Source organism: Candidatus Baltobacteraceae bacterium (assembly GCA_035502855.1).
Taxonomy (GTDB): Bacteria; Vulcanimicrobiota; Vulcanimicrobiia; order Vulcanimicrobiales; family Vulcanimicrobiaceae; genus Aquilonibacter.
Window position 1 is genome coordinate 182,293 of sequence record DATJTX010000039.1, and the last position, 11,988, is coordinate 194,280.

Annotated in this window: 13 protein-coding genes; 1 reads left to right on the forward strand and 12 read right to left on the reverse strand. The window is 63.0% G+C overall.

The features are described from left to right. Window positions 1-14 precede the first annotated feature (14 nt). From murA to VMF11_16095, 11 genes are all read right to left on the reverse strand, one after another. Window positions 15-1,370, reverse strand: coding sequence for a UDP-N-acetylglucosamine 1-carboxyvinyltransferase (gene murA / locus VMF11_16045; protein ID HTU71815.1), 1,356 nt, complete (start codon window positions 1,368-1,370; stop codon window positions 15-17). Between the two features lie 167 nt (window positions 1,371-1,537). Beyond that, the gene (atpC, locus tag VMF11_16050) at window positions 1,538-1,909 is read right to left on the reverse strand and encodes an ATP synthase F1 subunit epsilon (protein HTU71816.1); all 372 of its coding nucleotides are present in this window, start codon (window positions 1,907-1,909) and stop codon (window positions 1,538-1,540) included. Window positions 1,910-1,913: 4 nt separating this feature from the next. Next, complete coding sequence (gene atpD / locus VMF11_16055; GenBank protein HTU71817.1) at window positions 1,914-3,386, reverse strand: F0F1 ATP synthase subunit beta; 1,473 nt, start codon at window positions 3,384-3,386, stop codon at window positions 1,914-1,916. 128 nt (window positions 3,387-3,514) lie between these two features. Then, window positions 3,515-4,414, reverse strand: a complete 900-nt coding sequence (gene atpG / locus VMF11_16060; protein ID HTU71818.1) for an ATP synthase F1 subunit gamma — start codon at window positions 4,412-4,414, stop codon at window positions 3,515-3,517. A gap of 81 nt (window positions 4,415-4,495) precedes the next feature. After that, window positions 4,496-5,995, reverse strand: a complete 1,500-nt coding sequence (gene atpA / locus VMF11_16065) for a F0F1 ATP synthase subunit alpha (protein ID HTU71819.1) — start codon at window positions 5,993-5,995, stop codon at window positions 4,496-4,498. A gap of 87 nt (window positions 5,996-6,082) precedes the next feature. Beyond that, window positions 6,083-6,664 (reverse strand): ATP synthase F1 subunit delta, encoded by a 582-nt coding sequence (atpH, locus tag VMF11_16070; GenBank protein ID HTU71820.1) that lies wholly within the window; start codon window positions 6,662-6,664, stop codon window positions 6,083-6,085. Further along, entirely contained in the window at window positions 6,642-7,124 is a 483-nt protein-coding gene (gene atpF / locus VMF11_16075) for a F0F1 ATP synthase subunit B (GenBank protein ID HTU71821.1), read from the reverse strand. Before atpF ends, atpH begins: the two co-directional genes overlap by 23 nt. Next, on the reverse strand, window positions 7,121-7,552 hold the full coding sequence (locus VMF11_16080; GenBank protein ID HTU71822.1) for an ATP synthase F0 subunit B: 432 nt from the start codon (window positions 7,550-7,552) through the stop codon (window positions 7,121-7,123). The genes atpF and VMF11_16080 overlap by 4 nt, the downstream gene beginning before the upstream one ends. Window positions 7,553-7,570: 18 nt before the next feature. After that, window positions 7,571-7,852 carry an ATP synthase F0 subunit C gene (gene atpE, locus VMF11_16085; GenBank protein ID HTU71823.1) on the reverse strand — a complete coding sequence of 94 codons (282 nt, stop codon included), beginning with the start codon at window positions 7,850-7,852 and terminating at the stop codon, window positions 7,571-7,573. A gap of 21 nt (window positions 7,853-7,873) precedes the next feature. Beyond that, window positions 7,874-8,629, reverse strand: coding sequence for a F0F1 ATP synthase subunit A (gene atpB / locus VMF11_16090; protein HTU71824.1), 756 nt, complete (start codon window positions 8,627-8,629; stop codon window positions 7,874-7,876). Between the two features lie 320 nt (window positions 8,630-8,949). Continuing rightward, complete coding sequence (locus tag VMF11_16095; protein ID HTU71825.1) at window positions 8,950-9,129, reverse strand: hypothetical protein; 180 nt, start codon at window positions 9,127-9,129, stop codon at window positions 8,950-8,952. Between VMF11_16095 and VMF11_16100 the strand changes: the two genes are divergently transcribed. Beyond that, on the forward strand, window positions 9,128-10,864 hold the full coding sequence (locus VMF11_16100; GenBank protein ID HTU71826.1) for an MFS transporter: 1,737 nt from the start codon (window positions 9,128-9,130) through the stop codon (window positions 10,862-10,864). The two genes, VMF11_16095 and VMF11_16100, sit on opposite strands and share 2 nt — an antisense overlap. Here the strand turns inward: VMF11_16100 and wecB are convergent. Then, window positions 10,831-11,964: a UDP-N-acetylglucosamine 2-epimerase (non-hydrolyzing) gene (gene wecB, locus VMF11_16105; protein HTU71827.1), complete on the reverse strand. Its 1,134-nt coding sequence runs from the start codon at window positions 11,962-11,964 to the stop codon at window positions 10,831-10,833. The genes VMF11_16100 and wecB overlap by 34 nt on opposite strands. Window positions 11,965-11,988: the final 24 nt, after the last annotated feature.

The window sequence follows — 11,988 nt, forward strand, 5'->3', positions numbered from 1 at the left end:
GAGGGGTGACGATTCTATCCCGCAGCGGAGCCGACGCGCGGATATTCGCGCGTTTCGAAGATGCCGGCCGGTTCGCTCAGCGGTGTGATACCGCTACTTCGCTGCACCTGTCCGCCGAGCGTGCCGAGCAATTCCTCCAGTCGCTCGTACCCGCGGTCGATGTATTCGAGGCCGATGATCTCCGTTTCACCGGCGGCCGCGAGGCCGGCGATCACCAGCGCGGCGCCCGCACGTATGTCGGGCGCTTCGACCGGCGCGCCGGAAAGTTGCGCGGCACCCTTGACGACCGCCGTATTGCTCTCCATCGAAACGCGGACGTCGGCGCCCATGCGCGCAAGCTCGTTCACGTACGAGAAACGCGCGTTGAAGATCGATTCTTCGACGACGCTGGTTCCCGGAACGGTGGTGAGGAACGAGATCATCTGCGGCTGCAGATCGGTCGGAAAGCCGGGATATGGCGCGGTGAGAATTTCCGTACCGCCGGTGACGGGGCTGCCGTCGACGCGAATCCAATCCTCACCGAAGGTGAGATCCACGCCGCATTCCTGCAGCTTCATCATGAACGCTTCCAAATGGTCGGGGCGGCAGCCGGTCACCGTGACGTCCCCGCGCGTCACCGCGCCCGCGAGCAACAACGTGCCGGTCACGATGCGATCGGGAATGATTTCGTATTCCACGCCATGCAGTTCGCGCACGCCCTCGATCACGAACGTGTCGGTTCCGAGCCCTTCGATCTTGGCGCCGGCCTTATTGAGGAAGTTGCCGAGGTCGACGACCTCGGGCTCCATGGCAACGTTCTTGAGCGTCGTCGTTCCCTGCGCGAGCACGGACGCGAGCATCGCGTTCTTGGTCGCGCCGACACTGGGCATGCGGAATTCGATCGGCGCACCTTTGAGCCGCTTCTGTTTGGATTCGGCGATCAGATAGCCGTGCGCGTTGCGCACGTCGCATCCGAGCGCGAGGAACGCTTGCTCGTGCAGATCGGTGGCGCGCGTTCCGAGGATGCAGCCACCGGGAAGCGGGACTTCGGCTTTGCCAAACCGTCCGAGCAGCGGCCCGACGATATCGAACGACGCAGCGAGTTTGCGCACCAACGCGTACGGCGCGCGGTATGACGCGACGTTGCTCGCGTCGATCGTCACCGTGTTGTCGCCTTCGTAGCGAATGCGCGCGCCGAGTGCTTCGAGCAGCGACCACATCACCGAGACATCGGTGATGCGCGGTACGCGATGGAGCGTCACCTTACCCTTGGCGAGAATGGAGGCAGCCATGATCGGCAGCGCCGCGTTCTTCGCGCCATGCGTTGCGACCGAACCCTCCAAGCGGACGCCGCCGCGCACCCGCAACGTGGTCTCTAAGCGATCGAGCATTACGAAATCGATTCGCTAAATGTGGTCCCGGAACATGTTTGCAACGGCTGCATGATTATTAGGGGCGCCCTAGGGGAATCACGGCCTTCCCAACACGTTTACGCGCCCCGTGGTCTGGGGCCCCACGAAGTGGGGGGCGCGGAGGCTCGGCCGGAGCGCCTTTAAATCTAGTGCCCGGTGAGCCTGAGCTTTGCGTTGGCAAAGTCGATCGCCGATTGGTTCGTCGCGTGCGCGAGTTCGTCGCGGGTCTTCGCCACGTCGACGTCGTCGAAACCGACCGCCTCGTCGACGAGGATCGTGACGCGGTCGGGCAGCGCTTGCATGAAGCCCTCGCGCGTCGCGTGCTCGAGCCGCTGCGGCTTACCCTCGACCACGACGTTGGCCCGCACCACGCCGGGTTTGAGCGCGGCCAAGAACGGGGCGTGGCGGGGCAGGATGCCCTCTTCCCCTTCGGTCGTCACCGCGATCACCAGCTCCGCGTCGCCGGCGAAGACAACTTTCGTCGGTGTGATCAGCTTGAACGGGATAGTGGAGGCCATGTATCTAGGCTGTGGCGCCGAGCTTTTCGGCCGCGTCCTTGACCTCGTCGATGCCGCCCTTGTAGAAGAACGCCTGCTCCGGCAGATTATCCACCTTGCCGTCGAGGATTTCGCGGAACGACGCGATCGTATCGCCGATCTTGACGTATTTGCCGGGTGTCCCGGTGAATTGCTCGGCCACGAAAAAGGGCTGCGAGAACATCCGCTGCATGCGCCGAGCCCGACCGACGACGATCTTGTCGTCTTCGGAGAGCTCCTCGATCCCCAGAATCGCGATGATGTCTTGCAGGTCGCGGTACCGCTGCAGCGTCTCTTGCACGCCGGTCGCCACCTTGTAGTGCTCCTCGCCGACGATCTGCGGATCGAGAATGCGCGAGGTCGAGGCGAGCGGATCGACCGCCGGATAGATGCCCAGTTCCGAGATCGGGCGCGACAGCGCGGTGGTCGCGTCCAAATGCGCGAACGTGACCGCGACGGCCGGATCGGTGTAATCGTCGGCCGGCACGTAGACGGCCTGCACCGAGGTGATCGACCCTTTGTTGGTCGAGGTGATGCGCTCTTCGAGCACGCCCATGTCGGTCGAGAGCGTCGGCTGATACCCGACCGCCGAGGGCATGCGGCCCATCAACGCCGAGACTTCGGAGCCGGCCTGCAGATAGCGGAAGATGTTGTCCATGAAGAGCAGCACGTCGGCGCCGGCTTCATCGCGGAAATACTCGGCCATCGTCACGCCGGTTTGCGCGACGCGGAAACGCACGCCCGGCGGCTCGTCCATCTGCCCGAAGACGAGCGTCGTCTGAGCGAGCACGCCCGATTCTTTCATCTCGAGCCAGAGATCGTTGCCTTCACGCGTGCGCTCGCCGACGCCGGTGAAGACCGAGAAGCCCTTGTGCACGTTGGCGATGTTGCGAATCAACTCTTGAATCAGCACGGTCTTGCCGACGCCCGCGCCGCCGAAGAGTCCGATTTTTCCGCCGCGCGTGTACGGCGCCATCAAATCGATGACTTTGATGCCGGTCTCGAAGAGCTTCGGCGTGGGATCCTGCGACTTGAAGTCGGGCGCCGGACGATGGATCGGCCATTCCGCCGCGGCTTTGATCGGCTCGTTCGAATCGATCGTCTGGCCGAGCACGTTGAAGATGCGTCCCAGCGTGCCCTCACCCACCGGCACTTTGATCGGGCCGCCGGTATTGGTTACCGGGTCGCCGCGCCGCAGGCCGTCGGTCGATCCCAACGCCAGGCACCGGACTTGGTCGTTGCCAAGTTCGTCCTGCACTTCGAGCACGAGGTCGCGCGTTTGCATCGCCGTTCCACCCAGCTCGACGCCGGCAGTCGAAGCTTGACCGTTGCTTCCCGCCTGCGACTCGTCGTTGACCCGCGTGGTCAGCGCGTCGTTGATCTTTGGGAGCGTTTCCGGCGTGAACTCGACGTCCACGACGTTTCCGAGAACTTGTGCGACTTTACCGGTGGCAGCCATCTCTTTTCCCTTTTAAAGTGCGCACCGCACGTTGCGCGGTGCTTTGGCGCTCCGCAGCACTTCCGGCACTCCGCGCCGGAAACGCTGCTGCGCGCCCCCGTGTCGACTTCGCGACACGGGGCCCCAATTTACCCATTAACCAACGCCTCTGCCCCACCAACGATTTCGAGCAGTTCTTTGGTGATCGCGGCTTGGCGCGCGTTGTTCATTTGAATGGTGAGCGAATCGATCAACTTGCCCGCGTTGTCGGTTGCGTTGTTCATCGCCAGCAACTGCGCGGCGAAGAAGGCGGCGTCCGTTTCGAGAATCGCCGAGAAGATGGTGAACTCGAGATATTTCGGCAGCAGGCGCGAGAGCACGAACTCGGGCGACGGCGCGAATTCCACCGCGCCCTTCGGCCCCTTCTCGTCATCGCCTCCGTCATCCTGAGGTGCACCACCAAGCGAGGCCTCGAAGGACGAGCGCATGATCGGCACGAGCCGGCGCGTCTCGGGCTTTTGCGACAGCATCGAGATCAGCTTCGAGCTGATCAGCACGATCTCGGAGACCTTGCCGTTGACGAAATCGTCGGTCACGCGTTGCGCGACCTCCCGCGCCACCTCGAGTTTCGAGGGCGCGTTGATCGCCCATGTCGGATGATCGGGCTTACCCATCCGGCGAACGGCGTTGCGCGCTTTGATTCCGACCGTATACCAGGCGACGTTCTTACGTTCGCGCGCGAAGATCTCGCCTGCGCGAATCACGTTTGAATTGAACGCGCCGGCCAACCCCTTGTCGGCGGTCATCAGAATCACGCCGGCTGGTGCGCCCTCGGTTCCCGGTTTCATGAACGGATGATCGATCGAGGCCACGGCAGCCATCAAATCGTGCAGCATCTCCGCCAGCGTGTCGGCGTACGGGCGCGCCTCCTTTTGCGCTTGCTCCGCACGGCGAATCTTGGCCGCGGCGACTTGTTTCATCGCCTTGGTGATCTGCTGCGTATTCTTCAGCGAACGAATGCGCTCGCGAAGCGCCTTGACCGTCGGCATCCTTCGACTACGCCCTCCGGGCTTCGCTCAGGATGACACGGCGCATCCATGCGCCTTGGGTCTCGAGTCGATAGCCAAGCATTAGAAACTCTTATTGAACTCCGTCAGTGCTTCGTTGAGCTTCTGCTTCGTCTCGTCGGAAAGCTGCCCGCTCGAAGCGATCGCTTCGGGGACGACCGCGTACTTCTGATGGAGAAAATAGACGAAGCCCGTGGCCCAGTCTTGCAGACGATTGGTCGGCACGTCGTTTACCGCGCCGCTGTTCGCGCCATACAAGACTGCGACTTGATCTTCCATCGCCATCGGTTGGTACTGCGGCTGCTTGAGCAGTTCCGTGAGTTTCTCGCCGCGCATCAACTGCATCTGCGTCGATTTGTCGAGGTCGCTGGCGAGCTTAGCGAAAGCGGCGAGGTCGCGATATTGGGCCAGCTCGAGTTTGAGCTGTCCCGCGACGCTCTTCATCGCCTTGGTTTGGGCGGATCCGCCGACACGTGAGACCGACAGGCCGACGTTCACGGCCGGGCGGATGCCTTGGAAGAAGAGCTCTGGCGTGAGATAGATTTGGCCATCGGTGATCGAGATCACGTTGGTCGGGATGTACGCGGAGAAGTCGCCGGCTTGCGTTTCGATGATCGGCAATGCCGTCATCGACCCAGCGCCGAGGTCATCGGAGAGCTTCGCGGCGCGCTCGAGTAGTCGCGAGTGCAGGTAGAAGACGTCGCCCGGGTACGCTTCACGACCCGGCGGACGGCGCAGCAAGAGCGACATCTCGCGGTAGGACTGCGCATGCTTGGTGAGATCGTCATAGATGATCAACACGTCTTTGCCGGCATACATCAACTCTTCGCCCATCGCGCAGCCGGCGAACGGTGCGATCCAGCGCAGTGCCGCCGCTTCCGACGGGCTCACCGCGACGATCGTTGTGTAGTCCAGCGCGCCGCGTTGTTCGAGCACTTGCGCGAGCGCCGCGACGGTCGAATTTTTCTGGCCGATCGCAACGTAGATGCAGAAGACGTTCTTGCCCTTTTGGTTGATGATCGTGTCGACGGCGATCGCGGTTTTGCCGGTCGAACGGTCGCCGATGATCAGTTCGCGCTGACCCTTGCCGATCGGAATCAGCGCGTCGATCGCACGAATACCGGTCGGCAGCGATTGCTTGACGGCCTGACGCTGCACGACTCCGGGCGCGACGTTTTCGATCGTGCGGTATTTTTTCGTCTCGACCGGCCCCTTGCCGTCAATCGGCGTTCCGAGCGGGTTGACCACGCGTCCGAGCAGCGCTTCGCCGACGGGAACCGAGGCGATGCGACCGGTGCGGCGCGCCGTATCGCCCTCTTTCACGTTCTCGTCCTCGCCCATGAGCACGACGCCGACGTTGTCCTCTTCCAAGTTCAGCGCGACGCCTTGCAGGCCGCCGCTGAACTCGACCAGTTCGGACGCGCGAACGCCGCGCAGACCGTAGACGCGCGCCAGGTTTGCGCCGACCTCGATTACGGTGCCGACTTCGTCTTCCTGAACGCCGGTCTTGAAGCTCGCGATCTGCTGCTTGAGAATACCGGCGATTTCGTCTGCGTTTATCATTTTAAAAGGCGCTCCGATCCAATCTCCGCGCCCCCCGCTGAAGCGGGGCCCCCAACTGCGAGGGCGCTCTTCGTTTTGGCTAGCATCTCATTCCCCGAGGGCGCCGGCACGTTGGTTACCGGCCCCAAAAAGTGTCCTCGTGAGTTCTTCCAGGCGGCCGGAGACCGTGCCGTCGACCACGCGATCGCCCATCGCGATGCGCACGCCGCCGATCAGCGACGGGTCGACCGTGACGCTGGCTTCGAATTTCTTTCCGTAGGCTCGCTCGAATTGTTCGACCAGCGTGCGAACCTCACCGTCGTCGAGCTTGCGCGCGGTCGTCACGACGAGCGGTTCGACACCCCGAGCGGAGCGCGCGATCTTCCGGTACTCGGTCACGAGCTCTTCCAGCAGCGTCTCGCGACGCTTACGTACCAGCAGGAGCAGCGTGTGCAGCGGAATATCGCCCACTTTCCCGCGCAGCGATTCGAGCAGCGTTTGCTCTTTTTCCGTGCGATTGACGACCGGCGAGACGAAATATTGAAGGATCGCCGGATCGCTATGGATCATGCGCAGGATCATCTCCAGTTCCGGACCGACCTGTTCGACCGATCCGGCGTCGGAGGCCAGCGCGAACACCGCGGTTGCGTAGCGGCGCGCCAGCGTTTCATTGGCCATGGAGCGACTCAACGAACTCTTGCAACAGCAGTGCGTTCCCGCGCGCGTCGACGCGCCTGGATACCGTCGCTCGTGCGATTTCTAGCGCCTTCGCCGCCAAATCGTGGTGCAGTTGTTCGCGCGCCGCCATGCGCGCCCGCGCGAGTTCCCCGTTCGCATTGCGCACCGCGAGCTCGCCTTCCTCGCGGGCTTCGGCGATGATCTCGTCGTGCTCGCGCCGCGCGCGCTCCTTCGCCCGTTCGAGAATCATGGCGGCGTCGCGCTTGGCGCCTTCCATCTCATGCCGCAGCGACTCAACCGCCGCGCGCATATCGTCGCGATGACGTTCCGCCTGGGCGATGCGCTCGTTACTCGCACGCTGTGCCCGGCTCACGGCCGGCGTGATCCACTTGGAAACGACCCAGATGAAGAGCGCGACAAACAGCACGAAGCCCGCGATTTGGCTCCAGAAGGCGATTGCGTCGTAATTCACGCGGTCAGCTCCGGCACTACGCGCGCGACGATGCTTTGCGCCAGCTCTTCGGCGAGGGAGCCCTCGCGCGGCCGAAGCGCTTCCACTTCGCCGGCTACGGTGCGATGCGCGTCCTCGACGATCGTGCGCACGCGCTGCATATACTCGCTAGCGATTTTCGCCGCCTCGTTACCCCCTTCGTTGCGCGCCGCGGCGAGAACGTGATCGGCCTCGCGCCGGGCTTCTGCACGAACGTGCTCGGCATCGGCGCGCAGTTGCGCCGCTTGCGCCTGCGCCGCATCGTAGTCCTGGGTGAGGCTCTCGATGTACTCACGCCGTTTCGCGATCGCTCGCTGCACGGGACGCAAAAAGACCACGTTCAAGATCGCGTAAAATACGACGAAATTGACGATTTGGACTAAAAACGTTCCGTTGATCGAGAGAAACATCGGCTTTAGGTTCGCTCGCTAGTGGCCTGCCAGCGCCTTGCCGACGAGCGGAAGCGCGGTCGGAGCAAAGAGGATGAAGAGGCCCAAGCCCAGTGCGATGAAGGCGTTCCCTTCGACGAATCCGACGCCGATGATCAGGAACTGCATGATGTTGCCGCGCGCTTCGGGTTGGCGCGCGATCGCTTCGACCGCCCGCGAACTGACCACACCGTCACCGATCGTCGTTCCGAGGGCGAAGCCGGCGGTGATGATCGCGAAGGCGAGCAGGGAGACCGATGCGATAATGACTTCAGGGCTCAACGTAATGTCCTTTCTTGGAAATCAGTGCTCGTCGGCGAGCGCAAGAGAGAGATAAACGACCGACAGCAAGGCAAAAACGAACGCTTGCAGCAAACCGATTAGGAAGTTGAAGATCTCGATGAAGAGCGGTCCAATCGCCGCAGCGAGCGAGAGATTGAAGAAGCCGATCTTCACGTGCGCGGTGATGATCTGCACGACCACGAAGAGCAACAGCTCTCCGATGAAGATGTTGAAAAACAGACGAAGCGCGAGCGTAAGCGGCCGGATGAACTCTTCGAAGAGATTGAGCGGCACCATGTACGAAAACGGCTGGGCGAGGTGCTTGTAGAAACCCAACCCCTGGCGCCGAATGCCGCTGAATTGAATCATGATGAAGACCAGCACGGCCAGGGCGGCGGCCGTGCTCAGGTCGGCAGTCGGCGAACCGCCGAATGCCAGCTCGAGCGGCTCCTTGAATGGAAACGCGCCAAACTCGTTCAACAGAAAAATGAAGATGACGAGCGCAACGAAGAACGGCACGAACGGCTCGGCTCGCTTGCCCATCGATCCGTGGGCGAGATCGGCGAAATAATTGATCACGCCCTCGACGAACGTCTGGCGCTTGTTGACGAAGGCCGAACGGTACGACGCGCCCATCCATGCAAAGAGCGGAAGAGTCATCGCCATGACGATCCAGGTGGTCAAGACCGTGTCGATGTGGACCCGACCCCAGGCAATGCCGAAGAGGGTTCCGGGGAAGAGCTGCCACACCGCGTGTTGACCGATTTGCTCGTGCAAAGTCTCGTTACTACTCTCTAACTTTTAGTACCGCGCACCACGCGGGCGGCGTAGAGCGCCATGGGTATCAAAAGACCGGCAATATACAAAAGGCAGCACCACCAGGGGCCGGCCGCCGCAAATGCCACCGCGACTATAGCGAAGGCCCCCACTCGCGACAAACTACTTAAGACGAAGGACTTCGAAGAGCCCGACTCGACCAGCCGCTCTCCCGCGGCGCTAAGAAGCCGGAGGTTCAGATAGCCGCAGGCCAGGCCTACGGCTACCGCAAGAGACGCAAAAAGGATCGCGCGAGCGAGACCTACGTACGTCATCTTCCTCTATTTTCCCGCCTGCAGTAAGGCGCGCATCGCAACGGCCCCGCCAACCGCGACCCCGACGAAAAGCCCGGCAATCGCCCAAAGCGCGATGCCGGTGCGGTGAGCGAGCGCAAGCCCGCCTCCGAACCCGAGCAGGACGGCAGCGGCGAAGGTGGAGCCGGCGGTGAGGGCACTTCGCATGAGTGACGGGTCCTTTCGCCCGCAGCGCGTACAACTCTCTCCGATGTCGCCGCGCGTCTACAACGGCTTCCTTCTGATCGTGGCCGGCCTGGGTGGGCTGCTCTACGGGATCGACGTCGGGATCATCGGGGGCGTGCTCCCGTATCTGACCGCTACCACCGGGTTTTCACCGGCCCAGCTTTCGATCGTGGTCGCGGCTGTCTTGCTCGGCACCGTGTTCTCGACGCTCTTCGCCGGCGCGCTGGCCGATTGGATCGGCCGGAAGTGGTTGATGACCGCGACCGGTGCGCTCTTTTGCGTCAGCGTTCCGTTGATCGCGCTCGCGCATGGCTTCGACGCGCTGGTGGGGGGACGGCTTTTGCAAGGCATCAGCGGCGGGCTGATCGGTGTCGTCGTCCCCCTCTATCTCGCGGAGTGCTTGAACGAGAAGGATCGCGGTAAGGGAACCGGGCTCTTTCAACTGCTGCTGGTCGTCGGGATCGTGCTCTCCAGCCTCATCGCGCTCTACTTCAGTCACGAGCTCGCAGGGATCGCGACGAGCGCGAGCGCCGCGACGATCTTCGCCTTCAAAGATCACGCCTGGCGCAGCACGTTCTGGATCTCGTTTCCGTTCGGGCTGCTCTTCACGTTCGGCACGCTCGCGCTCGCCGAATCGCCGCGCTGGCTTGCGATTCGCGCTCAGGGTCCGCTCAAGGATCGCGCGCCGCGCGAGCACGGTACGCTGCTGCAGCGCAAATACGTGATCCCGTTTCTGCTGGCGTGCGTCATCCTGACCTGCAACCAGCTCACCGGAATCAACTCGATCATTCCCTACAACACGACGATCCTGCTGCAGGCGGGGTTGAACGACTATTGGGCGCACGTCGGCAGCCTGCTCTTCAATTTCGTCAACTTACTCCTGACGATCGTGGCCGTGCTGCTCGTCGACCGCGTCGGCCGAAAGATTTTGCTGACCGTCGGCAGCGCCGGGATCATTCTTTCCTTGCTCGCAACCGGCGTACTCTTTCACCGAACGGAGGCGCGTCACGTCGATGTCACGGCAGCCGTTGCCCGCATGGTCAAGCCCGACCAGACGCTCACGCTCCGCTTCGATCGAGCGACGGCAAACAGACTGCTGACCTCGGTGGGTGCGGCGGCGAACGGCGGCGCAGAGTCGCTCGTCATCGGGTACGCCTACGGCGATTTCAGTTCGGTGACGAATGCGGTGCGATCCGATGAGGTTACAACGCCGATCGAGATCAGGCGCAACGTTCCGGCCAATCGGATCGAGGCTATCCTCTCGGGCTCGGCGAGCAGTCCATTCGGCAATATCGAAGCCGCGCGTTCGGCGCCGTTGCGCATCATCTCGGCATATATCACGCCGGTGCCGCCCGCGAGCAACGGATGGCTCGTTGCGCTCACCCTCTATCTTTTTATGGCGTTCTTCGCGGTGGGTCCGGGCGTCGTCGTCTGGCTTGCGCTCTCCGAACTGATGCCGACGCGCATTCGCTCGAACGGCATGAGCATCGCGCTCGTGCTCAACCAAGCGACATCGACGACGATCGCTGCGATCTTCTTGCCGACCGTCGCGCGGCATGGCTATGCGAGCATGTTCTTCGTCTTTGCCGCTTGCACGGTCGTCTACTTCATCACCGCAGCATTTTTCCTACCCGAAACCAAGGGCCGCACGCTCGAAGAAATCGAGGAACGGTTCGAAGGACGCTACGCGCGCGCGACGTCGAAGGCGTCGGGATAAGCGGCGCCACGCAGACGCGCGAGCAGCCACTGCACGATGCGCGGCGCGGCGTGCGCATCACCGTACGGATTGACCGCGCGTGCCATGCGCGCATAAGCGGCGGGATCGGTGAGCAGGCGGCGCGCAGCGGCGACGATCGCGGCGCGGTCGTGCCCGACCAGCTCGAGCGTTCCGGCTTCCAGTCCTTCGGGGCGCTCGGTCTCCTCGCGCATCACCAACACCGGCTTGCCGATCGTCGGCGCTTCCTCTTGTAATCCGCCCGAATCGGTGAGCACGAACGTCGCGGCTTTGACGGCAGCCACCATCGCCGCGTAATCGATCGGTTCGACCAGCACGACGCCCGGCACGCCGCCCAGCACCTCGAACGCGACCGGCCGCACGCGCGGCGAGGGATGCACCGGCCAATAGATCTGCGGGTGAGAGGGCAACAGGGCGATCTCACGCAAGGCTTCGCACATTTCGCGCATGTAGGGATGGTTCTCGCGGCGGTGAGCGGTGACGAGCACCACCGCACGCGCCGGATCGAGTTCGTCCAAGCGCGGCGGCACCGGCAGATCGTCGCGCCGCGCGGTTTCGAGGAAGGCGTCGATCACCGTGTTGCCGGTGACGATGATGTCATCCGGGCTGACGCTTTCGCGCAGCAGATGTTCGCGCGCCAGCGCCGTCGGTGCGAAGTGGTACGACGCGATCGTGCCGGTCAAACGGCGGTTCATCTCTTCGGGGAAAGGCAGCCAGCGGTCGTTGGTGCGCAGACCCGCCTCGACGTGGCCGACGGGAATCTGCTGGTAGAACGCGGCCAGCGCGGCGGTGGTACTGGTCGTCGTGTCGCCGTGCACCAGCACGACGTCGGGCCGCGCTTCCTGCAAAACCGGTTCCATCCCCTCGAGCACGCGCGTCGTGATCTGGGTCAGCGTTTGGTCGTCGGTCATGATATCCAGATCGAACTGCGGCCGAATCGCGAAGAGATCGAGCAGATCGTCGAGCATCTTGCGGTGCTGCGCCGTCACGCACACGAGATCGTCGATTTGCTCGTGCGCGCGCAGCGCGTGCACGACCGGAGCCATCTTGATCGTGTCGGGTCGCGTACCGAACACGGTCATCACGCGCAATTTCTTTTCGCTCAT